Here is a 25181-nt window from a genome sequence, read left to right as displayed (position 1 = left end):
CACGCTGAACTCTTGACCGGTGGGTCAAGTACGGTGGTCGCCATGACCGACGTCGCCACCCGCACCGCCGACCCCGCGACCGATCCTGACGAGGCCCGCGTCCGGGAGGCCGCTCTGCGCCTCGTCGCCGACCACCCGCCCGAGAAGACCTCGCCCGAGGAGTTCCTCGGCGCCCAGTTCGACGCCGGCTTGGCGTGGATCAGCTTCCGTGAGGGCCATGGGGGCCTCGGTGTCGCCCCCCGGCTGGCGAAGGTGGTGCAAGAGGTGCTCCGCGGCACCGGCGCCCCGAACGCCGTGGCCCGCAACCCGATCGGTCACGGCATGGGGGCACCCACCGTGTACACCCACGGCTCCGACGCCCAGCGCGAGCGCTACCTCCGCCCCCTCTTCACCGGCGAGGAGGTCTGGTGCCAGATGTTCAGCGAGCCCGGCGCCGGCAGCGACGTGGCCAGCCTGTCGACCCGGGCGGTCCTCGACGGTGAGGAGTGGATCGTCAACGGTCAGAAGGTGTGGACGACGGTGGCCCACCTGTCGCGGTGGGGGATGCTCGTGGCCCGCACCGACCCCGACCAGCCCAAGCACAAGGGCCTGACCTACTTCGTGGTCGACATGCACGCCCCCGGCGTCGAGGTGCGGCCGCTGTTCCAGATCACCGGCGAGGCCGAGTTCAACGAGGTGTACTTCACCGACGTCCGCATCCCCGACGCCGAGCGCCTGGGCGAGGTGGGCGAGGGGTGGCGGGTGTCGATCACGACGCTCATGAACGAGCGGGTGTCGATCGGCGGCGGCATCGCGGCCCGCGGCACCGGGATGATCGAGATCGCGGTCAGGGCGTGGATCGAGGCGGGCCGCCCCGGGGGCGCGGCCCGCGACGAGCTGATGAAGCTCTGGGCCCGCTCCGAGGTCCTCCGGCTCACCAACTGGCGCGCCTCGCAGAACCGGGCCGTGGGGACCCCCGGCCCCGAGGGGTCGATCGGCAAGTCGGCCGGCGCCCTGCTGAACCAGGCCATCACCACCTACGCCGTCGGCGTCACCGGCGCCGGGGGGATGCTGCTGCCCGACGGCGGCTACCCGATGGCCCGCCCCCGCCGCATGGCCATGGACGTCTCGTCGACCCAGAAGGCGTTCCTCCGCTGCCGGGCCAACACCATCGAGGGCGGTACCACCGAGATCATGAAGAACATCCTCGCCGAGCGCGTCCTCGGCCTGCCCGGCGACGTCCGGGTCGACAAGGAGAGGCCCTGGACCGACGTGCCCCGTTAGGCGCTGTCCGTCACGCTCGGTCCCGCTCCGGTCGCGGCCCCCGTCCCGGCCCCCGGCGCGGCCCCGACAGTGCCGCCGGCGTGCCAGGTCTCGTTCAGCGACAGCAGCTGGCGGGCCCCGGTCCGGCTGGCCACCGCCCGGCTCACGCTGACGTAGGCCGGCTCGAAGAACAGCGACGACCCGAGCCCGATCACCTCCGCGGCCACCGCGTTGTTGACCCCGCCGTGGCAGACGACGGCGACCCGCCGGCCGGGGTGGGCCAGAACGACCCGGTCCACCGCAGCCACGACGCGGACCCGAACTCGGTGCGAAGCGCCTCGCCGTCGGGGCCGGTCCACGACGCCACCGCCTCGTCCCCGCGCACCGGGTCGGTCCGCAGCTCCTCGATCGGGATGTAGGCCGCGGCGCCGCGGTCGAGCTCAGCCCGGTCGTCGTCGACGGTGGCCGAGAGACCGAGCCGGTCGAGCAGAGGCGTCGCTGTCTCCCGGGCGCGCCGCAGGGGGCTGGTCCACACCGCGTCGACCCGCCCGGCCCAGTGGCGGGCGAGGGCCTCGGCCTGGGTCCGGCCCGTCGCCGAGAGCCGCGGGTCGGCCGGACCGCCGCTCGTCTCCAAGCGCACCGGGAGGGCGTGACGGATCAACAGCAGCTCCATGGGCGGTGGATCGTAGGGCTGGCGGCCGGGCGGCCGAGGGCCGGTGCGCGGTCGGCGGGGCCGTGCGCCCTACCCTCGTCGCCGTGGCGCCTGGGTTGCACGTGGTCGAGGCCGGCACCGGCGCGACGCTCGTCCTGGTGCACGGCGCCATGGATCGCCTCGCCGGGCTGGCCCGCGCCGACCGACACCAGGGCGCGTTCCGGGTCGTCCGCTACGACCGGCGCGGCTACGCCGGTTCCGCGCCCCTCGGGCCCGGCGACCTGGCCACCCACGCCGCCGACCTCGTCGACCTGCTCGGTGCGCTGCGGGTCGGCGGCCGACCCGGAGACCTACCGGTCGTCGTCGGCCACAGCCTGGGCGGCCTGGTGGCCCTGGCCGCGGCGCGCCTCGCTCCCGGCCTGATCGGCGCGGTGGGCGCGCATGAGCCGCCGCCGCCATGGCACCGGGACTGGCCGCCGGGCATCGAGGACTGGGCCGGCGACGACACCGACGCGGCCGACCTGGTGATCGGCCGTGCCGTCGGGGTCGAGCGGTGGGCCCGGGCGCCCGCCCCCCTGCGGGCCGCCCGCCGGGCCGAGGGCGGGGCGATGATGACCGAGGTGCGCTCGCTGTTCGTGGCGCCCCCGGGGTCGCTGCCCGCACCGCTCGGTCCCGTCGCCGCACCGGTGATCCTCGCCCACGGATCGGCCGGCCGTGCCCACGTCCGCACCGGGGTGGCCGACCTGGCCGGCCGGCTGGGCACCGGCGCGCCCGAGCGCCTCGAAGGCCCGGGCCACCGCGCGCCCACGACCCACGCCCCGACCTACGCGAGGTGGACGGCATCGGTGGCCCGGCTCTCGGTGCCGGCCGCGGCCGGGGACGGCGCGTGAGCGACTCCGCGGGTGCCGCCCGGCCCGGCCTCTCGGGCCGCCTCGGCCCCCTGCGCGACCGGCTGCGCCGTCGTCCGAGCGGGCCCCGCACCGCCTTCGTGCTCAGCGGCGGCGGCAACCTCGGAGCCCTCCAGGTGGGGATGCTCCGCGCCCTGCTCGAGCACCGGATCACCCCGGACCTGGTCTTGGGCTGCTCGGTCGGGGCCCTGAACGGGGCCGGCATCGCCACCGATCCCAGCCTGGCCATGGTCGGGCGCCTCGGTGACCTGTGGCTCGCCCTCGAGGACCGCGACGTGCTGCCCGCCGGCCTGCTGCCCACCACCGTGCAGATGGCCAGGCGGGGCGAGTCGGTGCACGGCAACGCCGGGCTCAAGCGGGTGATCGAGGACGTGCTCCCCCCCGACGCCACCTTCGCGGATCTCGAGGTGGCGTTCCAGTGCGTGGCCACCGATGTGACCGCGGCGCGTGAGGTTTGGTTCTCGTCCGGGCCCCTGGTGGATCCGATCCTGGCCTCGGCCGCTCTGCCCGCCCTGTTGCCGCCCGTTGCGATCGACGGCGTCCGCTACATCGACGGGGCCGTGGTCAACGACGTGCCCGTCACCCGAGCGGTCGAGCTGGGGGCCACGACGGTCTACATCCTCCACGTCGGCGGCTTCGACCGACCCCGGCGCGAGCCCCGACGGCCCTTCGACATGGCCCTCCAGGCCTACTGGATCGGACGGCGGGCCCGGTTCCGTCGCGACATGGCCAGCCTGCCCACCCACGTGGAGGCGATCCTGCTCCCCACCGGCGCCGCCGCCGCCGGCCGCTTCAACGACTTCAGCCACTCCGCCGCGCTCATGTCGAGCGCGTACCAGGCCAGCCGCGCCCTGCTAGCCGAACGGGCCTCGGGGCGCGAGGCGAGCGACGGGGACGGCGGTGGCGCCCCGCATCCGACCCTGGTCGCACCCGACGGGACCGACGACAGCACGCAGAGTGAGGAATGAGCCGTTCGGCCCATGTAGGCCCGGCGAGGGGGCGCCGATGGAGTCGGGACACACCGTCACCGCGCTCCCGGGAACCGGGGTGGTGCACTCACATCACAGGGGAACACCCCGATGCTCAACCACCTCGACTTCATCACCGCCTACGTCCGGGCCCGCTTCGGCGACACCGAGAAGGGCGCCTCGCTCGTCGAGTACGCGCTGCTCGTGGCCCTCATCACCGTCGTCTGCATCGCGGCGGTGACCTTCATCGGCACCTCCGGCTCCGAGAAGCTCAACGAGGTCGGCTCCTCGATCAACAAGCCGTGATCGATCATCTGATCATCTGATCAGCACCGAACACCGGTGAAGGGGGCGGGCTCCGGCCCGCCCCCTTCGCTGTTCCCGGCGTCGGGGCCGGTGGCTCCGTCGCTCCGTCAGCAGCCGTAGGGTGGGCGACGATGAGCGACCAGCCGATCTCCCTCAGCCCGTCGGGCCCGCCCGAGACCGTGATCGAGGCCGAGCCCGACGCGCTGCTCGCCTCGCTGGCCTCCGCCCTCGAGCTCCCGGAGGTCGAACGGCGCGACGCGGTGGCCGCGGTGGTGGCCGCCCACCCCCGGTTCCTCGACGGGTGGGCCCGCCTCGGCCAGCTCGCTCGCGACGACGTCGAGGCCTACGCCGCGTTCCGGGTCGGCTACCACCGGGGCCTCGACCGCCTTCGCCAGTGCGGGTGGCGCGGCACCGGGTACGTGCGCTGGGACCACGCGGCCAACAGGGGCTTCCTGCGGGCCCTGCACGGCCTCGAGCAGGCCGCGACCCGCATCGGCGAGGCCGACGAGGCCGAGCGCTGCGCCCTCTTCCTCCGCCAGCTCGACCCGGCCTGGCCCCCCGTCGACCTCGACTGACGGTCCCGACGCCGAGCTGTCGCTCCGGTCCCGCCCGGCGCAGCCGCTGGGGTCTGGCGCAGCCCCAGGCGAAGCGAGCCGATCCAGCTTGCTGGTCGGCGAGCACGAGCGTCGCCGCCGGCGACACGACCAGCTCGAGCGAGAGGCTCCGCATCGAGCTCGAAACCTCACTCCTCGGAGAAGAAGACGGTGCGGGTCTCGGAGTAGAGGTCCATGGCGGCCAGGCCCAGCTCACGGCCGAGCCCGGAGCGCTTCATGCCCCCGAACGGCGTCTCGACGCGCACCGAGGAGTGGGAGTTCACCGAGAGGGTGCCGACGCGCAGGCGCCGGGCGACGCGGATGGCCCGCGGCGCGGACCCGGTCCACAGCGAGCCGCTGAGCCCGTAGTCGCTGTCGTTGGCGATGCGGATCGCGTCGGCCTCGTCGTCGAAGGGGATCACCGCGGCGACGGGCCCGAAGATCTCCTCCCGGGCGATGCGCATGTCGTTGTCCACCTCCGCGACGACGGCGGGGGAGAGGTAAAAGCCGGGCCGGTCGGGCACCTCGCCCCCACACACGAGGCGGGTCCCCTCGGCGGCGCCGAGGGCGAGGTAGTCGAGCGAGGTCTGACGCTGACCGGCCGAGATCATGGGGCCCACCTCGGTGGCGGGGTCGAGCGGTTCGCCCATGACCATGGCCTGGGTCGCGTCCGCGAAGGCGGCCACGAAGGCGTCGTAGGCCGGGCGCTCGACGAGGATGCGGCTGCGGGCGCAGCAGTCCTGGCCGGCGTTGGCGAACACCGAGGCGGTCGTGGCCGCCGCGGCCCGCGCGATGTCTGCGTCGGCGAAGACGACCGCCGCCGACTTGCCGCCGAGCTCGAGTGACACCCGGGTGATGGTGTCGGCCGACTGGCGCAAGATGTGGGCCCCGGTCGCCGTCTCGCCGGTGAAGCCGACCTTGGCGACCCGAGGGTCGGCCACGAGCAGGTCGCCGAGCACCGCACCGGGCCCGGCCAGCACGTGCACCGCCTCGGCCGGGACACCGGCGGTGACGAGGATGTCGCCCAGCGCCAGTGCGGTCAGCGGGGTGGCCGACGCCGGCTTCAAGATGATCGGGTTGCCGCAGGCGAGGGCGGGCGCCACCTTCCAGCAGGCGATGAGCAGAGGGAAGTTCCACGGCACGATGAGGGCGCACACCCCGACAGGTTCGCGGAGGGTGATGGCCAGCCCGGGGTCCATGATCGGGATCGTCGTGCCCAGGTGCTTGTTGGCGGCGCCGGCGTAGTACTCGAAGGTGCGGGCCGCGGCCTCGACCTCCCAGCGGGCGTCGCCGATCGGGTGCCCGGCACCGGTGGCCTCCAGCTCGGCCAGCGCCTCGGCCCGCTCGCGGAGGAGTGCGCTGACCCGGGCCAGCACCCGGCCCCGCTCGGTCGCGCTGGTACGGGGCCACGCCCCCTGGCCCTCGGCGAAGGCGGCGTGAGCACAGGTCAGGGCGACCTCGACGTCGGCCGGTCCAGCCCGGGCGACCTCGGCGAAGGGCTCTCCCGTCGCCGGCGCGACGAGGGTGGTCATCGCCCCGTCGCGGGCGCCACGGCGCTCGCCGGCGACGACGAGCTCGTCGGAGCGGAGGTCGGCGACGGGCATGGCGGGCTCCTGGGGCGAGGCGGGGGTGCAGGTCGGCGGGCCCCGGAGACCTCCGAGCGAGCGTCGGGTCGGCCGAGACGCGGGTCGGGCGGGCGGTGTCCTCCACCGGTGCGGGGAGCGAGCATCATAGGGTCGACCTCGCGCCGAGCGGCGTGGGCCACTGCACCGCGCGAGGAGAGCCGATGGGCCGGTTGGAGGGAAAGGTCGTCCTGATCACGGGCGCGGCGGGAGGGATGGGCCGGGTGGCGGCCGAGATGTTCGCCGCCGAAGGGGCGAGGATCGCGGCGGTGGACCTCGCCGGCTGCGAGGAGACCGCTGTCGCCGTCGCGGCCGCCGGCGGTGAGGCGCTCTCGCTGACTGCCGATGTCACCGACGCCCCCACCGTCGACGCCGCGGTGGCGGCGACGGTTCAGGCCTTCGGCGCCCTGCACGTCCTCTACAACAACGCCGGGGTCAGCCTCCCCGACGACGGCGGCCCGACCACCACGCCCGAGGCGACGTGGGAGACCACCATGGCCGTCAACGTCACCGGCTTGTGGCGCTGCTGTCGCGCCGGGATCCCGGCCCTGCTCGACTCCGGCGGGGGGTCGATCATCAACGTGGCCAGCTTCGTCGCCCACCTGGGCGCGGCCACCCCGCAGCTCGCGTACACCACGTCGAAGGGCGCAGTGCTGGCCATGACCCGCGAGATCGCGGTCATCTACGCCCGCCGGGGCATCCGGGCCAACGCCCTGTGCCCGGGTCCGGTGCTGACCCCGCTCCTCGCCAAGTACCTCTCCGACGACGAGGAGCGCCAGCGCCGCCTGGTGCACATCCCCATGGGCCGCTTCGGCGAGGCGGCCGAGATGGTGCAGGGCGCTCTGTTCCTGGCCTCCGACGAGTCGTCCTACATGACCGGCCAGTCGCTGCTCATCGACGGCGGCATCACCGCGGCCTACACGACCCCCGACCGCAGCGCCGACGCGCCGGTCGCCACGCCGTTCGACACGACCCCGAGCGAGAGGTTCGCGTGACCGCGATGGCTGAGGCCCCCGGGATCATCACCACCGCCGCCCTGCACCAGATGGTGGTCGACGACGCGGTCGACACCGTCCTCGTGTGCTTCCCGGACCTGCAGGGCCGGCTCATGGGCAAGCGCGTCACGGGCCGGTACTTCTGCGACCACGTCCTCGAGGGCACCATCGAGGTCTGCGACTACCTGCTCGCCGTCGACGTCGACATGACCCCGCAGCCGGGCTACACCTTCGCCAGCTGGGACACCGGCTACGGCGACATGTCGGCCGTGCCCGACCTGGCCACCCTCCGCCTGGTGCCGTGGATCCCGGCCACGGCCCTGGTGATCTGCGACCTGGTGGCCGAGGGCGGCACCGAGCCGGTTGAGGTCTCGCCCCGGCAGATCCTGCGTCGCCAGCTGGCGCGGGCCGCCGCCCACGGGCTCACCGTCAACATCGGCGCCGAGCTCGAGTTCTTCCTCTTCCGCGACACGTTCGAGGAGGCCCGTGCCGCCGGCTACAAGGGCCTGCGCCCCCACTCGGACTGGATCGAGGACTACCACATCCTCCAGACGACACGGGACGAGTACCTCATCCGCCAGATCCGCAACGGCATGGACGCGGCAGGGGTGCCGGTGGAGTTCTCCAAGGGTGAGGCCGGCCACGGACAGCACGAGATCAACCTCGTCTACGCCGAGGCCCTGGAGATGGCCGACCGCCACGCCATCTACAAGAACGGGGCCAAGGAGATCGCCGCCGCCAACGACCGCTCGCTGACGTTCATGGCCAAGTGGTCGATGGACGACGTGGGGTCGTCGTGCCACATCCACTCATCGGTGTGGGCCGACGGGGGCGCCACCTCCCTCGCCGAGGTCGAGGGCGACGCCCGGGCCCTGTCGCCCACGGTGCGGAGCTGGCTCGGCGGGCTGGTGGCCGCGTCGCGCGAGCTGACCTGGCTCTTCGCCCCGACGGTGAACTCCTACAAGCGGTTCCAGCCCGACTCGTGGGCGCCGACGGCGATCGCCTGGGGCGACGACAACCGCACCTGCGGCCTGCGCGTCGTGGGCCACGGTGCCCACCGGCGGGTCGAGTCCCGCATCCCCGGGGCCGACGTCAACCCCTACCTGGCCTACGCCGGGGTGATCGCGGCGGGGCTGCACGGCATCGAGAACGAGCTCGACCCGGGTCCGGCCTTCGAGGGCAACGCATACGAGGCCACCGACGTCCCCCGCATCCCCTCCACGCTGGTGGAGGCGATCGACCTGTTCGACGCTTCGGCCATCGCCCGGGCCGCCTTCGGCGACGACGTGCACCACCACCTGCTCAACACCGCCCGCCAGGAGTGGCTGGCCTCCAACCGCACCGTCACCGACTGGGAGCTGGTGCGCGGCTTCGAGCGCCTGTGAGCGCCGCGGTCGGCTCCCGCACGAGCATCGCTCGGTCGGCACACCCATGACCTCGACGCTCCCCCTCCCGGCACCGGAGCCCGCCCCCCGACGCGAGGGCGCCGCGCTGGCCGCCACCGTCGGCGCCCCGCTGGTGGCCGTGACCGGGCGCATCATCCCGGCCGAGCGCGTCGAGCGCTCGCTCGAACCCCAGGCCGCCATCGCCTCCTACTACCTGGAGGCGCTGGGTCGGGCGGGTGCCGTGGGGGCGGTGCTGCTGCCGTGCGCCACCGATGACGACGCGGCCCAGGACCTGATGGGCCGCTTCGACGGACTGGTCCTGACGGGAGGCGAGGACCTCGACCCCTCGTCCTACGGCGAGGACCCGGTGCCCGAGACCTACGGCTGCGACGCGGCGGTCGACGGGTGGGAGGCGGCGCTGTACCGCGCCGCGGTCGAGTTGGGTCGCCCGGTCTTGGCCATCTGCCGCGGCCACCAGCTGCTCAACGTGGCCCACGGGGGCGCCCTCGACCAGCACATCACCGGGCTCGGCGGCAAGGTCGCCCACGGCATCCCGTTGGGTGGCGGCGGCTCCGACGTCGAGATGGCGGTCGAGCCCGACTCGCGCCTGGCCGTGGCCCTCGGGGGCGAGCTGAACCCTGTGGTGCGGTGCCACCACCACCAAGCCGTGGACCGGGTCGGTGACGGCCTGCGGGTCGTGGCCACCGCCCCCGACGGCACCGTCGAGGGCCTCGAGCCCGAGGGCGACGGATGGGTCGTCAGCGTCCAGTGGCACCCCGAGGACTCGGCCATGCGCGACCCCGTCCAGCAGCGCCTCTTCGCCGCCTTCGCCCAGTCCTGCCGCGACGCTCAGTCCGCCCGCGCCCGAGACTGACGCGATCCCTTCCGGCCCGGCGGGGCAGCGTGAGCTGCCTGAGCCGGCGGGAACGGTGGGTGGGGCCGGACGCGACCCTCTCCGTGTCCCTGGACCGATGGCGGGTACGGTCGGGGGATGGCTGCACCTGGAGGCTCAGGACCGATCGGACCGTTCCCCGAGGGGGTGGGCGACGACGACGACGCCCGGGCCGACTACGACAAGCTCCGGCGTCGGGTGCTGTGGAGCTTCCCCTACGGCCTCTACGTGCTCGGCAGCCGCGACGGCGAGCGCCGCAACCTCATGACCATCAACTGGGTCACCCAGGTGAGCTCTGAGCCCAAGCTGGTGGCCGTCGGCATCGAGAAGCCGGCCTTCACCCACGAGCTGGTGACCGCCGGCGGGGCCTTCAGCGTGAACACGCTCTCGCGGGAGGACCGGGCCATCGTCCGCAAGTTCACCAAGCCCGTCGAGGTCGACACCGAGGCCATGACCCTGAACGGCTTCGCCTTCCACGCCGGCGCCACCGGGGTGCCGATCCTCGACCAGGCTCCGGCCTACGTCGACTGCGAGGTGCGCCAAGCGGTCGACTGCGGAGGCCACACCCTGTTCATCGGCGAGGTCGTCGACGCCCGGTTCCAGCGCCCCGAGGACACCGAGGTGCTCCGCATGGAGGACACCCGCATGTCCTACGGCGGCTGAGAGGGCGCTCCGGTGGGGAACGGACCCACCCCCGGGGTCCTGCGGTTCTCCTACGGGATCATGGGGTCGGGGAAGTCCACCGTCGCCCTGCAGGTGCACCACAACCTCACCCGTCGGGGCCTGAAGGGCGTCCTTTGCACCCTGTTCGACCGCGATGGCACCGCCGTGTCGAGCCGCCTCGGGGTGTCGCGCCCGGCGGTGGAGGTGACCGGGGACGTCGACCTGCTGGTGATGGCCCGGGCCCACGTCGCCGCCGAGGGCGGCCTCGACTTCCTCGTCTGCGACGAGGTCCAGTTCTACGCCGAGGCCCAGATCGACCAGCTGGGGGCGGTGGTCGACGAGCTGGGCGCGGACGTGTTCGCCTTCGGGCTGCTCACCGACTTCCGGGGCCTGCTCTTCGACGGCACCCGGCGCATGCTGGAGGTGGCCGACGAGCACGTCGCTCTCAGCGTCGAGGCCCGGTGCTGGTGCGGGCGCCGGGCCACCCACAACGCTCGCCTCGTGAACGGGGCTGTGACCCGCGAGGGCGCGACGGTGGTCATCGGCGACACGGAGGCCCCCGAGACCCCGCTGTTCGGCGATGTGGTCACCTACGAGCTGCTGTGCCGGCGCCACTACGGCGCCGGTGAGCTCGGCTGAGCGGCCGGCGTCCTGTGCCGTGCCCCTCCGTGCGGTGCCGACTCGTGCCGTGTCGATCCGTGTGCCGAGCTTCGCCCGCACCGGCACCGCCGCCAGCGAATCGACAGCGAATCGCCATCCGAGCCGGCGCCCGGACCCGGTGGCGCGCCTCGTCCCGTACGCTCGGCGCCCATGACGAACGGCTCGGCAGACCACGCCCCCGGCCCCGTGCAGCTCCCGGCGAAGGGCGTGCCGGCCGACGAGCTGCTGGCCCGCATCGATGAGGCCCGCGCCGGTGACCTCGATTGGCGGGGCGGGCGGGCCTTCAGCCTCGTCTACAACTCCGGGGAACCCGACCACGAGGCTCTGCTGCACCAGGTCGCCGACCGCTACCTGCACGAGAACGCCCTCAACCCCTTCCGGTACCCGAGCCTGCTCCAGATGGAGCTCGACCTGGTGTCCATGGGCGGCGCCCTCCTCGGCACCGGCCCCGACTGCGGGGCGGTGACATCGGGCGGCAGCACCAGCATCTTCTGCGCGGTGCACGTCGCCCGCGACCACGCCCGCCAGGAGCGCGGCATCGCCGAACCTCAGATCGTCACCCCGTTCACCGCCCACCCTGCGTTCGGGAAGGCCTGTGGCTACCTCGACGTCGAGCACGTGTCGGTCCCCGTCGGCGCCGACGGCCGCGTCGACCCGGTGGCGATGGCGGCGGCGATCACCGACCGGACGGCGATGGTCGTGGCCTCGGCGCCGAACTACCCGTTCGGGGTCATCGATCCCGTGCCCGAGATCGCCGCCGCCGCCGCCGAGCGCGGGGTGCTCTGCCACGTCGATGCCTGCCTGGGCGGTTTCTTGTTGCCCTTCTGGGAGCAGCTGGGCGAGCCGGTGCCGCCCTGGGACTTCGGGGTCCAGGGGGTCACGTCTATGTCGGCTGACATCCACAAGTACGGCTACGCCTTCAAGGGCGCGTCGCTGGTGCTGTACCGGAGCCGAGACCTGCTGCGGTTCCAGCACTTCTGGTACGACTCGTGGCCCGGTGGCCTCTACGCCTCCTCCACCCCGGCCGGCACCCGCCCCGCCCCGCCGATCGCGGGGGCGTGGGCGGCCATGATGCACTTGGGCCAGGAGGGCTTCTCGCGCCTGACGGGCCAGGTGCGCGAGGCCCACCATGCGTTCCTCGCCGGCATCGACGGCATCGCTGGCGCGGTGGTCGACCCGGTCCCGGAGGTTCCCGTGTTCCAGGTGACCACGCCCGGTCGCGCCCTCGATGCGGTGGGCGACGCCATGGACGCCCGGGGCTGGAACCTCGACCGCCAGCAGGGCGGCCTGCACGTGATGCTCTCGCCGTACCACCTCCAGGTCCTCGACGCCTTCGTCGAGGACCTTGCCGCCGCGGTGGCCTCGGTGCCGGGCGGCGGGGCGACCGACGCGGACTCGTCGACATCGACCTACGGCGGCATCGCCTGACGGTGCCGGACTGGCCGGGCCGGATCCGATCGGGCGACGGCCCCGTCGTCGGGGCGGTGTTGTGTGGCGGGGCCAGCCGGCGCATGGGGCGTGACAAGGCGCTCATCGAGGTCGACGGGCAGGCGCTGGCCGCCCGGGTCGCCGCCGCGCTGCGAGCAGGGGGCTGCGGAGAGGTGCTGGCCGTCGGCGGCGACCACGCCGCGCTGGCCGGCCTCGGCCTCTTGCCGGTCGCCGACCGGTGGCCGAGCGAGGGGCCGCTGGGCGGACTGGCCACCGCCCTCGCCGCCGCTCTCACCACCGACCCGGGCTCGGTGCTGGTGATCGCCCCCTGCGACCTCGTGCGGCCCTCGTCGACGTCGACGGTCGCGCTCCTCGACGCCCTCGCGGCGGCCGAGCCGGCGGTCGATGGGGCCGTCCCCCTCGTCGACGGCCGTCCGCAGTGGATCCACTCGGCGTGGCGGGCGGAACCGGGTCTGGCCGCGTCGGTCGCCGGCCTCGTCGAGCGGGGCGCCCGGCGCCTCTCCACGGTCGGCGAGGTGACGACCGTCGTGGCCGTCGGGGGCGTGGGGCCCTCCGCGCTCCTCGACGCGGATGTCCCCGCTGACCTCGAGCGGCCGCAGCCATAGGTGGATCGCCTGGGCCGCGGTCTTCGACGCCGGCGCGCTGCCCAGTGCGGGAGGACGGCCCCGGCCTGTCGCGGTCAGGCACCAGGGCTGGCGTTGCACCGCGGCAGAACGGAGGAGCCACGGAGGCGCCGGGAGGCGGTCGACGGGCGAGGCCAGAGATCGGACCGCGACGCCCGAAGGCGAACGGCGCCTGGCCCCGCCACCGGGGGTGCCACGCATCGGACGCCGGTGACGGAGCGTGCGAGTCCGGTCGCAGGAGACCGGTACCATGTGGCGGTTCCCGTCAGGAGAGGTGCACCGTGGACGTGCCCGAGGTCGACATCGCCACCTTCGCCGAGCGTCACGCCGAGGGTTCTCCCGTCATCGATGTGCGCGAACCCGACGAGTACGCCGAGGGCCACGTGCCCGGGGCGGTACTGATCCCGCTGGGCGAGGTGGCCGACCGGTCCGGCGAGGTCCCGACCGGTGCGACCGTTTACCTGATCTGCGCCAAGGGTGGTCGCAGCATGCGGGCGGCGGAGCACCTCGCCACCGACGGCCGCGACGTGGTGAACGTGGCCGGGGGCACCACGGGTTGGATCGACGCCGGGCTCCCCACCGTCGCCGGTGATCGGCCGAGCTAGGTGGGGATGAAGCGGGGGAGGTCAGGTGCGTCTGATGACGGTCGTGACGTCCCGCCCACCGACGCCCGGTGGGTCGACGACGACGACGCCCTGGCCGAGGTGGTGGAGGCCATGGCGTCTGCCGATCGCTACGCCGTCGACACCGAGTTCCACCGGGAGCGGACGTACTTCCCACAGGTGGCGCTGATCCAGATCGCGTGGGCCGACCAGATCGTCCTGATCGATCCCCTGGCGCTCGACCTGCGCTCCCTCGCCGAGGTCTTCGCCGGGCCCGGCGTGGCCGTCATGCACGCCGCCAGCCAGGACATCGAGGTCTTCGAACAGGCCGTCGGCTCAGTGCCGTCCCGGTTGTTCGACACCCAGATCGGGGCCGGGTTCCTCGGCTACGGCACGCCGTCGCTCACCGCCCTCGTCGAGGGTGAGCTGGGGTTCCGCCTGCCGAAGGGTGACCGGCTCACCGACTGGCTGCGGCGCCCGCTCGACGAGCGCCAGAAGTCCTACGCCGCGTCCGACGTCGCCCACCTGCTCGCGGTCCACGACCGCCTGGCGGCCCGGCTCACCGACGAGGGTCGCACGGAGTGGGCGGCCGCCGAGAGCGAGGCCCAGCGCGTGTGGCGGCCGCGACGTGAGCCCGACCTGGCCTACCTGCGGATCAAGGAGGCCCGCCAGCTGCGCGGCAAGGCCCTCGGCGTGGTCCGGGCGGTGGCGGCGTGGCGTGAGCGCCGGGCCGCCGAGATCGACGTGCCGGTCCGCCACGTGCTGGCCGACCTGGCGGTCGTCAGCGTCTCAAACCGGAGCCCCACCGACGTGGCCGACCTGAAGGGCATCCGGGGCCTCGACGACCGCATGCGCCGGGGAACCCTGGCCGAGCAGCTGGTCGAGGCTGTGGCCGAGGGACTCAGCGACGGCCCTCCGCCCCGTGCCGCGCGCACCAACGACCAGGAGCTCGACCGGAAGCTGCGCCCCGCGGTGTCGCTGGTGTCGGCCTGGGTCGCCCAGCTGGGTCGTACCCACCGCATCGACACCGCCATCCTGGCCACGCGGTCCGACATCGAGGACTTCCTCGTCGACGGCGCCGGCCGCCTCGCCGACGGCTGGCGCGGTGACCTCGTCGGCGATCCCGTACGAGACCTGGTCGACGGACGCGCCGCGCTGGCCTTCGACGGCGACAACCTGGTGCTCGAACCCCGCCGCTGAGGCCAGCCTGAGGCGAGCGCGTGCCGGCCGATCGGGCCCTCCCCCGTACCGGTCGCGATCGGCGTCGCTCCGGCGACGGTTTCCGCGACCACTTCGGGTCGTCCCCCGTACCGGTCGCGATCCGCGTGGCCGCCCTCGCCGCTCAGTCGGCCGGACGCAGGACGACGGCGGAGTCGGAGCCCAGCACGCCGGAGAAGGGCTCGCCCTCGCCCCGGCCGTCGCTGGCCACCTCGACCACCAGGTCAGCACCGAACCCGGTGTCGACGGGCTCGGCGGCGAAGCTGACCGCCACCACCCGTCGATCCGCACCGTCGGTGCGCTCCCACGCCAGGACCCCCTCGCCGGCCTCGACGACGCGCTGGGCGCCGGCGGTGAGCGCCGGCGACGCCTTGCGGGCCGCCAGCAGGCGCCGGTAGAGGTGCAGGATGGAGGCGGGGTCGGACCGTTGGGACTCGGCATCGCCGCCCGCCGTCGCCTCCGGTGGCCACGGCAGCCACGGGTCCGTCATGCCCCACCCGTGGTCGGGTGCGGGGGTCCAGGGGATCGGGGCTCGGCAACCGTCGCGGCCACCGGGGTCGACCACCCGGTCGGGGGCCACGACGGCATCGGTGAGGCCCAGCTCCTCACCGGCGTAGAGGAAGGCGGTGCCCCGCAGCCCCAGCACCAGGAACGCCGCGGCGCGGGCTCGGGACTCGGAGCCGCCGTAGCGGGTGCGGTGGCGCAGGTTGTCGTGGTTCGAGAGCACCCAGCTGGGCCAGCCGACCGGCTCGATCAGGGCCTCGACCTCGGCGACGCGGGCTCGCCATGAGGTCGCGTCCCACGGGGCGTAGAGCGGTGGGAAGTTGAACGAGAGGTGCAGGCCGCGCCCGTCGTCGTAGTACTGCGCCACCAGCGAGGTGTCGAGCAGGTAGACCTCGCCCACCATCATGCGGTCGCCGTCGTAGGAGTCGAGCAGGTCGCGGAGCTTCCGCACCCGGGGCAACGTCACCTCGGGCACGTGGTTCAGCCCCGAGTGGGGGATGGGGAGCATCTCGGGGGCGTCGTCAGGCAGGCCTGGCGCCTTGCCGATGGCGTGGAGCACGTCGGCCCGGATGCCGTCGACGCCGCGGTCGAGCCAGAACCGCAGCACGTCGTGCATGGCCGACTCGAGCTCAGGATGGTCCCAGCTCACGTCGGGCTGGGTGGGCAGGAACAGGTGCAGGTACCACTGCCCGGTGGCCTCGTCGAGGGTCCAGGCCGGCTCCGCGTCCGAGAAGCTCGCCACCCAGTTGTTGGGCGGGCCGCCGTCGGGAGTCGGGTCGCGCCACACGTACCAATCGCGGTGCGGGTCGTCCCGGTCCGAGCGGGCGGCCTCGAACCACGGGTGGCGGTCCGAGGTGTGGTTCGGGACCCAGTCGACGACCACCCGGATGTCGCGCTGGTGGCAGTCGGCGACGAGGCGGTCGAAGTCCTCGAGGGTGCCGAAGAGAGGGTCGACGTCGCAGTGGTCGCTGACGTCGTAGCCGAAGTCGTCCATGGGTGACCGGTAGAACGGTGAGAGCCAGATGGCGTCGACGCCGAGCCAGGAGAGGTGGTCGAGATGCTGGCGGATGCCCTCGAGGTCGCCCACGCCGTCGCCGTTCGCATCGGCGAAGGAGCGGGGGTAGATCTGGTAGACGACCGCGTCCTGCCACCAGGGTCGGTCGCCGGGGGCCGGGCGGTCGGGAGGCACGGGCGCGGACCCTACCGGCCTCGACCGGGCCGGTGGCGCGCCCGTCGGGCACCGAGGTGGCCCCCGGCGCCGAGGGTGGAGATGCGGTGTCGGGTGGGTCCATCGGTACACTGACGTTCCTGGATTGACCAAGACTGACGCTGGAGAGGCCTGTGAAGAAGGGTCGGCACCGCCGCTTTGAAGAGGCCCGCGCACTGAAGCGCACCACCGAGCCCTCCTACGAGGAGATCGCCGAGCGCGCCAGCGAGCAGGCGTGCCCCGAGTGCGGCGCCGGTCCGGGCCACGACCACGCCAGCTGGTGCCTGGTCCCCGAGGCCCCGGCGGTCGAGGCCGAGGAGCCCTGGGGCTGACCCACCGGAGCTCGCCGGGCCGATCCGTGCCCCCGGCACCACCCGCCAACCTCGCCGTCGACCCCCTCGACGCGCCCCCCGAGACGACAGAGACCCTTGTGACCACCGTTCCCACCTCCATCCGCAACGTCGCCCTCGTGGCCCACGTCGACCACGGCAAGACGACCCTCGTCGACGCCCTGCTCCGGGGCTCGGGTGTGTTCCACGCCCACCAGGACCTCGTCGACCGTGTGATGGACTCCAACGACCAGGAGCGCGAGCGGGGCATCACCATCTTGGCCAAGGCCGCTTCGGTGCGGTGGGGCGACGTGAAGATCAACCTCGTCGACACCCCCGGCCACGCCGACTTCGGTGGCGAGGTCGAGCGAGCCCTGGCCCTCGTCGACGGCGTGCTGCTGCTCGTCGACGCGGCTGAGGGGCCTCTACCCCAGACCCGCTACGTGCTCTCCAAGACCCTGGCCCTGCGCCTCCCGACGGTGCTGGTCATCAACAAGGTCGACCGCCACGACGCCCGGCCCGACGAGGTCCTCTCGGAGGTCGAGGAGCTGTTCCTCGACCTGGCCGCCGATGCCGACGACATCGACTTCCCGATCCTCTCCGCCGTCGCGCGCGAGGGCCGGGCCATGACCGGCATCAGCATGCCGGGCCCTGACGCGGACCTCACCCCGCTGCTCGAAGCCATCGTCGCGACGATCCCGGCCACCGCCGGCGATCGCGACGCTCCACTGCAGGCCATCGTCACCAACCTCGACGCGTCGGACTACCTGGGCCGCCTGGCGGTGGGCCGCGTGGTGCGAGGCACGATGCGCAAGGACGATCAGGTGGCGCTGCTCGACGAGGAGGTCGCGGAGGGCGCGCCGGCGGTGACCCGCAAGCCTTCGGCCCTGCTCGGCTTCGAGGGCATCGGCCGGGTCGATGTCGACACCCGCATCGCCGGTGACCTGTTCGTCATCGGCGGCTTCCCCGAGGTCGAGATCGGTGACACGTTCGCCGATCCGGCCCAGCCCGAGGCCCTGCCCCGCCTCAGCGTCGACGAGCCGGTGCTGCGCATGACCTTCGGCGTCAACACCTCGCCCCTGGCCGGTCAGGTCGGCAAGTTCGTCACGTCCCGTCAGCTCAAGGAGCGCCTCGACCGCGAGGTCCTCGGCAACGTGTCGATCAAGGTCAACGAGACCGACACCCCCGACGTCATCGAGGTCGCCGGGCGCGGTGAGCTCCAGCTGGCGGTGCTCATCGAGTCGATGCGTCGCGAGGGCTACGAGATGCAGGTCAGCCGACCGGAAGTGGTCGTCAAGGAGATCAACGGCCGTCGCCACGAACCCCTCGAACGTGGTGTGGTCGACGTGCCCAACGAGCACGTCGGCACCATCACCCAGGCCCTGGCGCCGCGCAAGGGCCGGGTCACCGACCTGGCTCCGGGCGACACCAACCGCACCATCGTCACCTTCGAGGCTCCGGCCCGCGGTCTGGTGGGCTTCCGCGGCCAGCTCCTCACCGCCACGCGGGGCACGGCCCTGCTCCACACCCACCACGTGGGCTGGATGGACTGGGTCGGTGAGCTGCCCCATCGCCTGGGCGGCGCGATGCTGGCCGATCGCAAGGGTCCGACCACGGCCCACGCCCTCGACAACCTGCAGCTGCGCGGTGAGCTGTTCGTCGGTCCCGGCGTCACGGTCTATGAGGGCATGGTGATCGGTGAGGGCGCCCGCGGCGCCGACATGGTCGTCAACGCCGTGCGCGAGAAGCAGCAGACCAACATCCGCACCCACAGCCACGACGACGCGGCCAAGCTGTCGCCGCCCAAGACCCACACCCTCGAGACGGCCATCGAGTGGATCGCCGATGACGAGCTGGTCGAGGTCACGCCCGACGCCATCCGCATCCGCAAGCGGATCCTGGCCGAGCCCGACCGCCGTCGGGCCCACAAGAAGGGCGCCACCGTCACCGTCTGACGGCGCGGCTCGGCCCTCGCCCTGGTTGAGCGGCGGAAGGGGAGGGGACCCCCCGATCGGCGGCGCCAGGCGAGCCGTGGCTGCCGAGCGGGTGTGGGAGGGTGCGTCGATGCAGGAGAGAGGCGGAGCGAGGGCCGTCGTCCTGGTGATCCTGGGCGTCGTTGCCGCCCTGGCCGTTGCCGGGGCCGCAGTGCTCGTGCTGCGCGGGGACGGGGACCGCGACCCCTCGGACCCGCCGGCTGAGGCCCCGGACGAGGCCGGCGCTCGCCAAGCGGCGATGGACTTCGTCGACGCGGTCAACGAGGGCAGGCCCGGCGGCGGGGGCACGGTGCAGCCGGCGGCGGAGGTCGACGGGGAGTTCCTCGTCGCCCTGGACGGTCTGGGCGGGGTCACCCTCACCGCCGCGGTCGACGAGGTCCGCGTGGAGGGCGACGAGGCCACGGCACAGCTCATGGCGGACTGGACGATCGGCGGCACCACGTGGAGCTCGACCGGGACCCTCGCCCTGGAACGGGGAGCCGCGGAGGCGACGGGCCCCGAGGGGTGGCGGGCTCGGTGGAGCCTGGCCGCCCTGGACTCGCGGCTCGGGCCCGGAGACCTCCTCTCGGCGGAGCGCACCGTGCCGGAACGCGGGACCGTCATCGACGGGACGGGCGCGTCGCTCTTCGAGCGGACGTCTGTCGTGACCGTCGGGATCGAGCCCCGCCGGGTGACCGACCTCGCCGTCCTGACCGCGGATCTGGCCCGCCTGCTCGACGTCGACGCCGCCGAGCTGACGGCCCGGGTCGAAGCCGCGGCCGAGGATGCCTTCGTTCAGGTGATCACCCTCCGAGAAGCGGACTACGCGCCGCTCCGCGACCAGCTGCAGCCCTTGCCGGGTGCCGTCTTCCGGCGCGAGGAGCAGGACCTGGCCCGCTCGCGGGACTTCGCCCGGCCGTTGCTGGGCCGGGTCGTGCCCGCCACCGAGGAAGCCATCGCCGCGTCCGAGGGGCGCCTCCGCCCCGGCGACCTGACCGGCGAGGGCGGGGTCCAGGAGACCTACGACGAACGCCTGGGCGGAACGCCCGGGCTCGTCGTCAGGGTCACCCGGGCCGCCACCGAGGGACCCGACGCGGAGGACCCCTCCGGTACGGGTCCGCCCGACAGCGGTACCGACGACCCGGGCGACGGCACGACGGAGCCGGGCGACGGTGCGGCCGAGCCCGTGGTCGAGGACCTTGAAGAGGTGCCGGCGGTGGCGGGCCAGGACGTGGTCACCACCCTCGACGTGGCCGTGCAGGAGGCGGCCGAGGCCGCGCTCAGCGACGAGGACCGGCTCAGCTCGCTCGTGGCCGTGCGGGTGAGCACCGGCGATGTGCTCGCCGTGGCCAACCGCAACGGAGGCGCCTTCGACTACGGGTCGCGGGCCGAGGTGCCACCCGGGTCGACGTTCAAGGTCGTCTCCACCCTCGCCCTCCTGCGTCGCGGTGTCACCCCTGACCAGACGGTGCCCTGCCCGGCGACCGCCGAGGTCGGGGGGCGCAGCTTCAAGAACGCCGGAGACTTCGAGCTCGGGGAGGTGCCCTTCCGCACCGACTTCGCCCGCTCGTGCAACACCGCGTTCGTGGCTCTGTCCTCGCAGCTGGAGCCCGACGACCTCGCCGAGGCCGGTGCCGCGTTCGGCCTGGGCGCCGAGTGGGGGATCGGCGTCCCGTCGTTCACCGGGTCGGTCCCCGTCACCGAGGGGCCGGTCGACGCCGCCGCGTCGACCATCGGCCAGGGACGGCTGCTCGCCAGCCCGCTGAGCCTGGCCGGCGTGGGCGCCACGGTGGCCGCCGGTCGCTGGAAGGCCCCGACGTTGGTGGTCGAGCCGCCGGTCGCAGAGCCGCCGGCCGAGGTGCCGCTCGGCCCGGGCGAGGCCGAGACCCTCCGCGCCCTCATGGCCGCAGTGGTCATCGAGGGCAGCGGTTCGGCCCTCCAGGGCGTGCCGGGGCCCCCGGTGGCGGCCAAGACCGGCACTGCCGAGTTCGGTGAAGAGGACCCGCCTCGCGCCCACGCCTGGATCATCGGCTACCAGGCCGACGTGGCCTTCGCCGTGTTCGTCGAGGGCGGTGAGTCCGGCAGCGACGTGGCCGGCCCGCTGGCCGCCCGCTTCCTCACCACCCTCAACGGCGGCTGAGCTCAGCCCGCCCCGACGCCACCCTGAACCGCCGAAACTGCGTACATGAGTCGCGCCCGGCGCGACTCATGTACGCAATTTCAGGTCAGGGGCGACCCAACCCGGGTGCCGCGTGGGTGTCCATCACTGACTGATAGCATTGAAGGGTGGCATCGACCCGTACGACCTTCACGCTCGATGACGAGCTGGCGGTCCGGGCCCGTCAGCTCGAGATCAACATCTCGGCGGCCGCGCGTGAGGGAGTCGCGGCCGCCGTGCGCGCCGCGTTGGCGCAGTCGGATCGGGCCGCCTACGAACGACAGCCTGAACGCCCCGACCCGTTCTGGTCCGAGGCTGAGGCGTGGAGCCAAGAGTGACGCGAGGCGAGATCTGGAGCGCGCGGGTCGGCCGCAAGCAGCGGCCAGTCCTGGTGCTGACGCGGCCCGAGGTGCTCGACGTGCGCGACCTCGTCACTGTCGCCGAGGTCACCACGTCGATTCGTGGGATCGCCGCCGAGGTCGCCGTCGATGACGACGAGGTCGCACTCGACCAGGCATCGGTGATCAACTGCGACGGCCTTCACACGGTCGCCCAGTCGTCGCTCACCGGCTATGTCGGAGAGGTCAGCGGCGACACCATGGGCAAGGTCTGCTCCGCGATCAACCACGCCCTCGGCTGCTGAGGTTCGCGTCCGGCGCCGCTCAGAACCGCCGCCGGGTACTGCGGGTCCCCGATGGGTGACGTTGACGCCGATGTGGCCGAGCACCAGCGGACTCTGGCCGACCCCTCTCACGTCCGCGATGACGCCAGATCTTCAGCTCGTTGTCGGGCAGGTGGACGGCGAACCGGCCGCCGGGAGACGCTCCTTCCAGCAGTCGACGAAGGTCGTCCTCGAACCGGCCCCAGCCGTGACCGGAACAGATGCGGTGCGGTGGACGACATCGAGAGGGTCTCGGCCACCAGGTCGTCGGTCGAACGCTCCAGTACTCGTCCGTCGGGGACGACGATGACCTCAGGCCCGACGAACCCTGCGTCGCGAAACACGGCACCCTCGTCGTCGAGTGAGCTGTTCCGCACGGAAGCACCGGCCCGGCGATCATCGCCGAGGTAGGTCTGCCGGAGCTCGTCGAATCGTTCCCTCGGAGGAGCGGGCAGGTCCGGTCCGGGCGCCGGTCCGTCCTGGTGGCCGCTGTCGACGTGGACGACAACCCCACCCGAGTCGAGCATCCCGCGGACCAAGGATGCATCCCACTCCCAATCACGCCACTCTCCCGACACCCCAACGAACCTGCCCCTGTCTTCGGCTGCCCCGCAAGTACCGATCGGTGGGGTCCCATCTCGGAGCCGATGACCGGCGTGGTGAAGCGGTGATGGGGGTCGCTTTCGCATACACCCGCCTGCGAGTGATGGTTGCCCGGTGAGTGGCGTCAGATGGCCACGTGGTCGGCGACGGCGAGCAGTTCGTGTCCGACGGGCTGCAGGTCGATCTTGGTGGCCAGCAGCCCGGTCGAGACGCGCTCGACCACGCCCCACTCCCAGATGGTAGTCGGGTCGAGGCCGGAGCGAGACCCGAGCCACCGGGCACGCTCGTACGGGTCACCCTCGAGCAGCTCGAGGGGGTCCTCTCGCATGAGGACGCCCAGGTCGTACTCGGCCTCGGCGAGCAGGCCGTCGGGGTCCACGAGCTTGAACCCGTCCCCGGCCTTCAGAGCGTTCCACTGGTGGACGTCACCGTGCACCAGCACGGCGCGCTCATCATCGTGGGCGGCGATCCGACGAGCCGCGCAAGCGAGCGCGTGATCGATGGCGCGCTCGGTGCAGGGGCGGTCGAGCTCGTCCCACATCGAGGTGATCGAATCGACCAGCCACCGACCCTTCTCGGCGCCGGTGGGCAGACCGGAACCCGGAGCCGGGCGCCACACCCGCGCTGCGGTCGAGCACAGGATCTCGAGCCGTCGTCGGAACGGCAGGGCGAGGTCGTGCAGCGACGGTCCGAGTCGATCGAGGAGCAAGGCGCCCCGCTCCACGTCGTCCCGCAATAGCCGTACGCAGCCGCCACCGTCAGCGATGCGCAGGACGGTGATCTCGTTGTGGGAGGCGTCGCCGGTCGCGTCGCGGGCCTGGGGCACGAGCACCTTCAGAACGGCGGGGGAGCCGTCATCGAGCGTGGCGGCGGCGACGAACGCCTCGGTCCCATCGACGTACGGTCGACCAACGGCGAGGGACCAGTCCCGCTCGAGGTCGGCGATCAGCGCAGGCAGGCCCTCGAGCCACTGGGTGGCCCCCGCGGCGAGGGCCTTGTTGCGCACGACGGCAGGGATGTCGATCACGCGATGATGCCCCGGACCGCGAGGAGGGGCTCGATCAGGCCCGGGTCGCCCTCAGCCTGGAGGTCCCCGCGAGTGACGGGCAGGCCGGTGAGCTGTCGCCACGCCACCGACGCAGGCATTCAAAGCACCGCCGCCGGAGAGCGGGCGCCGCCCGCATCGAGGACCCAGCCATCGCCCCGGCGCGTCAGGGTCCAAGCGCCTCGGTCACCCAGGTCAGTCACCACGATCTTCTGATCTGGTGCTCGGGCGTCGTACGGGTGGGGGAAGGCCCAGACGAAGGTGCGGAGGACTTGTGGAAGGAACCGGCTGTGGTTGCCATGCCGACCGACCGCGTTGCGGATGTGTTGCTGATGAACCCATCGCTCGGTGAGATCCCGAGCGAGGTCGCACCACCGAGGGACGTCACCCCTTCCAATCCAGATCACGCGACTGGGCCCCGTCAGATCGAGCGAGTCGTAGTAGCGGCGGACCTCCTCGCCAGACCAGCGCAGCAGATCAACGCCCACGCGCTTGCTCGAGCCACCGGCTCCTGTTACCCAACGTTCGTTCCGGGCGTCGAGCGCGGCGACGAACTCGCGGCAGCTGCCTGCGGTGGAGAGAAGGCCGGACTGATCGCCGTCGCGGCCTCGCGACAACCATCCAAGGTCATCGTCGAGCAGGTGCAGGGCGACATCCTTGGCCCGCCAGTGACCGGCCCCGGTCGGTGCGATCCACTCGGTGTCCGACAAACCATCGAGAAGATCGAGCAGGTCTCTGCGCTCGTCGGTCAGCGAGCCTCGTGGATCCTCTACTGGGACGTCCCACAGCCGCATCGGGTCAGTCTGATGCCAGAAGGGTCGTCGCGACGCCGGACTTTCGGGAGGCTGCACCAGTCACCGTGCCGATGCGGTCTCCGCCGCCGCGCGGTCCGGGCGTCGCGATCCCGGGAGTCCACTCATCGGGCGCCGTCTACGGTCGCGCCTCATGAGGTCCGACATGTGATGGCCGAGGTCGTCTTCCTCCATGCGGGCGTGGCCGACGAGCGCAGCTGGCCGGGCCCGGGCCTTGCGTACCGACGCACCGGAGCCGTTGATCCGGTCGAGGAGCTGTTCGCCACCCTCGACGCACACGACATCGAGCGGCCGACGCTCGTCGGCAACAGCATTGGTGCTCGCACAGCCATCGACGCGGCGCTGGAACGACCCGAACGCATCGACGGCCTGTTCCTCATCGCACCGTCGGTGAGCGGCGCACCAGTACCGGAGTCGTTGCCGACAGAGGTGAGGCTGCTTGAAGCGGCCATCGGGGAGGCCGAAGCGGTCGCCGATCTCGATGAGGTGAACAGGCTGGAGGCGCATCTCTGGCTCGATGGGCCGATGTCATCCGAGGGCAGGGTTGGCGGAGACGGGCGAGCGCTGTTCCTGGACATGAACGGTGCCGCGCTCCGCGCGCCGGAACCCATGCCTGAACGGGACCGCGAGCCGGCCTGGCCGCGAGTGCACGAGCTCGATATCCGAGCTCACGTGCTCGTCGGCGCGCTCGACCTGCCGCACGTCATCGACAGGGCTGTGGCCTTTGCGGACAGGGTCCCACGCGGCACCGTCGAGCTGATGTGCGGTGTGGCGCACGTGCCGACGCTCGAACGTCCTGCGGACGTGCTGGCATCGCTGGAGCAGTTCCTGGCCGCCGACGCCATCGACGAGCACCGCGCCGAGGCCCCGCAGCCACTCAGCGGCAGCCTCCCCGCTCCGCCTGGCGGACCCTCGGCTTGGGTGCTCGCGGGTGAAGCGTCTGCGGGGCCCGCCGGAGGCGCGTTCCCGCCACCGCCTAATGGGGGTCGACCAGGTCGGTTAGGACTTGGTCCCGAGCCCGCTGGCCGGTGAGCACTTTCGTCGCCTGAGATTCGATCTCTGGGTTCAGAGCGTGCCCCGGCTGGTTGGTGAGGGTTGCCTGTAGCACCGA

General features: G+C 72.9%; 26 protein-coding genes. 20 read left to right on the top strand and 6 right to left on the bottom strand.

Annotation, left to right across the window (positions count from 1 at the left end):
* Nucleotides 1–42: 42 nt before the first annotated feature.
* Nucleotides 43–1263, top strand: a complete 1221-nt coding sequence (locus VNL12_RS20660; protein WP_325597270.1) for an acyl-CoA dehydrogenase family protein — start codon at nucleotides 43–45, stop codon at nucleotides 1261–1263.
* On the opposite strand, the gene VNL12_RS20655 is transcribed toward VNL12_RS20660, so the two are convergent.
* Both VNL12_RS20655 and VNL12_RS20650 read right to left on the bottom strand, forming a co-directional pair.
* Nucleotides 1260–1541, bottom strand: a complete 282-nt coding sequence (locus VNL12_RS20655; RefSeq protein WP_325597268.1) for a histidine phosphatase family protein — start codon at nucleotides 1539–1541, stop codon at nucleotides 1260–1262. The genes VNL12_RS20660 and VNL12_RS20655 overlap by 4 nt on opposite strands.
* Nucleotides 1454–1915: a histidine phosphatase family protein gene (locus tag VNL12_RS20650; RefSeq protein ID WP_325597266.1), complete on the bottom strand. Its 462-nt coding sequence runs from the start codon at nucleotides 1913–1915 to the stop codon at nucleotides 1454–1456. The genes VNL12_RS20655 and VNL12_RS20650 overlap by 88 nt, the downstream gene beginning before the upstream one ends.
* An 83-nt stretch (nucleotides 1916–1998) precedes the next feature.
* On the opposite strand from VNL12_RS20650, the gene VNL12_RS20645 reads away from it, so the two are divergent.
* The 4 genes from VNL12_RS20645 to VNL12_RS20630 all read left to right on the top strand — a co-directional run bounded on the left by VNL12_RS20645 (nucleotide 1999) and on the right by VNL12_RS20630 (nucleotide 4651).
* Nucleotides 1999–2784, top strand: coding sequence for an alpha/beta hydrolase (locus VNL12_RS20645; RefSeq protein ID WP_325597264.1), 786 nt, complete (start codon nucleotides 1999–2001; stop codon nucleotides 2782–2784).
* Nucleotides 2781–3770 (top strand): patatin-like phospholipase family protein, encoded by a 990-nt coding sequence (locus tag VNL12_RS20640; RefSeq protein WP_325597262.1) that lies wholly within the window; start codon nucleotides 2781–2783, stop codon nucleotides 3768–3770. Before VNL12_RS20645 ends, VNL12_RS20640 begins: the two co-directional genes overlap by 4 nt.
* A 111-nt stretch (nucleotides 3771–3881) precedes the next feature.
* Entirely contained in the window at nucleotides 3882–4076 is a 195-nt protein-coding gene (locus VNL12_RS20635; RefSeq protein WP_325597260.1) for a Flp family type IVb pilin, read from the top strand.
* A gap of 131 nt (nucleotides 4077–4207) precedes the next feature.
* The gene (locus tag VNL12_RS20630) at nucleotides 4208–4651 is read left to right on the top strand and encodes a DUF3151 family protein (protein WP_325597259.1); all 444 of its coding nucleotides are present in this window, start codon (nucleotides 4208–4210) and stop codon (nucleotides 4649–4651) included.
* Nucleotides 4652–4818: 167 nt separating this feature from the next.
* On the opposite strand, the gene VNL12_RS20625 is transcribed toward VNL12_RS20630, so the two are convergent.
* Nucleotides 4819–6273, bottom strand: a complete 1455-nt coding sequence (locus VNL12_RS20625) for an aldehyde dehydrogenase family protein (protein ID WP_325597258.1) — start codon at nucleotides 6271–6273, stop codon at nucleotides 4819–4821.
* A 182-nt stretch (nucleotides 6274–6455) separates the two neighbouring features.
* On the opposite strand from VNL12_RS20625, the gene VNL12_RS20620 reads away from it, so the two are divergent.
* From VNL12_RS20620 to VNL12_RS20580, 9 genes are all read left to right on the top strand, one after another.
* Nucleotides 6456–7286: an SDR family oxidoreductase gene (locus VNL12_RS20620; protein ID WP_325597256.1), complete on the top strand. Its 831-nt coding sequence runs from the start codon at nucleotides 6456–6458 to the stop codon at nucleotides 7284–7286.
* A 5-nt stretch (nucleotides 7287–7291) separates the two neighbouring features.
* Entirely contained in the window at nucleotides 7292–8671 is a 1380-nt protein-coding gene (locus VNL12_RS20615; RefSeq protein ID WP_325597254.1) for a glutamine synthetase family protein, read from the top strand.
* A 46-nt stretch (nucleotides 8672–8717) separates the two neighbouring features.
* The gene (locus VNL12_RS20610; protein WP_325597252.1) at nucleotides 8718–9545 is read left to right on the top strand and encodes a gamma-glutamyl-gamma-aminobutyrate hydrolase family protein; all 828 of its coding nucleotides are present in this window, start codon (nucleotides 8718–8720) and stop codon (nucleotides 9543–9545) included.
* A 117-nt stretch (nucleotides 9546–9662) separates the two neighbouring features.
* Nucleotides 9663–10226, top strand: coding sequence for a flavin reductase family protein (locus tag VNL12_RS20605; RefSeq protein ID WP_325597250.1), 564 nt, complete (start codon nucleotides 9663–9665; stop codon nucleotides 10224–10226).
* A gap of 12 nt (nucleotides 10227–10238) precedes the next feature.
* The gene (locus tag VNL12_RS20600; protein ID WP_325597248.1) at nucleotides 10239–10865 is read left to right on the top strand and encodes a thymidine kinase; all 627 of its coding nucleotides are present in this window, start codon (nucleotides 10239–10241) and stop codon (nucleotides 10863–10865) included.
* A gap of 171 nt (nucleotides 10866–11036) precedes the next feature.
* Nucleotides 11037–12314: a pyridoxal phosphate-dependent decarboxylase family protein gene (locus tag VNL12_RS20595; RefSeq protein ID WP_325597246.1), complete on the top strand. Its 1278-nt coding sequence runs from the start codon at nucleotides 11037–11039 to the stop codon at nucleotides 12312–12314.
* 2 nt (nucleotides 12315–12316) lie between these two features.
* Nucleotides 12317–12940, top strand: a complete 624-nt coding sequence (gene mobA / locus VNL12_RS20590) for a molybdenum cofactor guanylyltransferase (RefSeq protein ID WP_325597244.1) — start codon at nucleotides 12317–12319, stop codon at nucleotides 12938–12940.
* A gap of 299 nt (nucleotides 12941–13239) precedes the next feature.
* Nucleotides 13240–13563: a rhodanese-like domain-containing protein gene (locus tag VNL12_RS20585; protein WP_325597242.1), complete on the top strand. Its 324-nt coding sequence runs from the start codon at nucleotides 13240–13242 to the stop codon at nucleotides 13561–13563.
* A 6-nt stretch (nucleotides 13564–13569) separates the two neighbouring features.
* Nucleotides 13570–14760, top strand: coding sequence for a ribonuclease D (locus VNL12_RS20580; protein WP_325597240.1), 1191 nt, complete (start codon nucleotides 13570–13572; stop codon nucleotides 14758–14760).
* Between the two features lie 142 nt (nucleotides 14761–14902).
* Here VNL12_RS20580 and VNL12_RS20575 read toward each other — a convergent pair whose 3' ends face one another.
* The gene (locus VNL12_RS20575) at nucleotides 14903–16471 is read right to left on the bottom strand and encodes an alpha-amylase family glycosyl hydrolase (protein WP_325597238.1); all 1569 of its coding nucleotides are present in this window, start codon (nucleotides 16469–16471) and stop codon (nucleotides 14903–14905) included.
* Between the two features lie 152 nt (nucleotides 16472–16623).
* Between VNL12_RS20575 and VNL12_RS20570 the strand changes: the two genes are divergently transcribed.
* The 5 genes from VNL12_RS20570 to VNL12_RS20550 all read left to right on the top strand — a co-directional run bounded on the left by VNL12_RS20570 (nucleotide 16624) and on the right by VNL12_RS20550 (nucleotide 21592).
* Nucleotides 16624–16821 carry a hypothetical protein gene (locus VNL12_RS20570; RefSeq protein WP_325597237.1) on the top strand — a complete coding sequence of 66 codons (198 nt, stop codon included), beginning with the start codon at nucleotides 16624–16626 and terminating at the stop codon, nucleotides 16819–16821.
* A gap of 26 nt (nucleotides 16822–16847) precedes the next feature.
* Complete coding sequence (gene typA / locus VNL12_RS20565) at nucleotides 16848–18773, top strand: translational GTPase TypA (RefSeq protein WP_325597235.1); 1926 nt, start codon at nucleotides 16848–16850, stop codon at nucleotides 18771–18773.
* A 109-nt stretch (nucleotides 18774–18882) separates the two neighbouring features.
* Nucleotides 18883–20931, top strand: a complete 2049-nt coding sequence (locus VNL12_RS20560) for a penicillin-binding transpeptidase domain-containing protein (RefSeq protein WP_325597233.1) — start codon at nucleotides 18883–18885, stop codon at nucleotides 20929–20931.
* 146 nt (nucleotides 20932–21077) lie between these two features.
* A complete protein-coding gene (locus VNL12_RS20555) occupies nucleotides 21078–21287 on the top strand; it encodes a type II toxin-antitoxin system CcdA family antitoxin (protein ID WP_325597231.1) in 210 nt (69 codons plus the stop codon).
* Nucleotides 21284–21592, top strand: a complete 309-nt coding sequence (locus VNL12_RS20550) for a type II toxin-antitoxin system PemK/MazF family toxin (protein WP_325597229.1) — start codon at nucleotides 21284–21286, stop codon at nucleotides 21590–21592. The genes VNL12_RS20555 and VNL12_RS20550 overlap by 4 nt, the downstream gene beginning before the upstream one ends.
* Before the next feature lie 745 nt (nucleotides 21593–22337).
* Here the strand turns inward: VNL12_RS20550 and VNL12_RS20545 are convergent.
* The gene (locus VNL12_RS20545; protein ID WP_325597227.1) at nucleotides 22338–23240 is read right to left on the bottom strand and encodes an aminoglycoside phosphotransferase family protein; all 903 of its coding nucleotides are present in this window, start codon (nucleotides 23238–23240) and stop codon (nucleotides 22338–22340) included.
* A gap of 119 nt (nucleotides 23241–23359) precedes the next feature.
* On the bottom strand, nucleotides 23360–24052 hold the full coding sequence (locus VNL12_RS20540) for a maleylpyruvate isomerase N-terminal domain-containing protein (RefSeq protein ID WP_325597225.1): 693 nt from the start codon (nucleotides 24050–24052) through the stop codon (nucleotides 23360–23362).
* Between the two features lie 168 nt (nucleotides 24053–24220).
* Between VNL12_RS20540 and VNL12_RS20535 the strand changes: the two genes are divergently transcribed.
* Nucleotides 24221–25102, top strand: coding sequence for an alpha/beta hydrolase (locus tag VNL12_RS20535; RefSeq protein ID WP_325597223.1), 882 nt, complete (start codon nucleotides 24221–24223; stop codon nucleotides 25100–25102).
* Nucleotides 25103–25181 lie beyond the last annotated feature (79 nt).

Origin of the sequence: Iamia sp. (assembly GCF_035575815.1) — a bacterium.
Lineage (GTDB): Bacteria > Actinomycetota > Acidimicrobiia > Acidimicrobiales > Iamiaceae > Iamia.
Note: the sequence above shows the minus strand (reverse complement) of the source record. Positions and strands in the feature narration are given on the sequence as shown.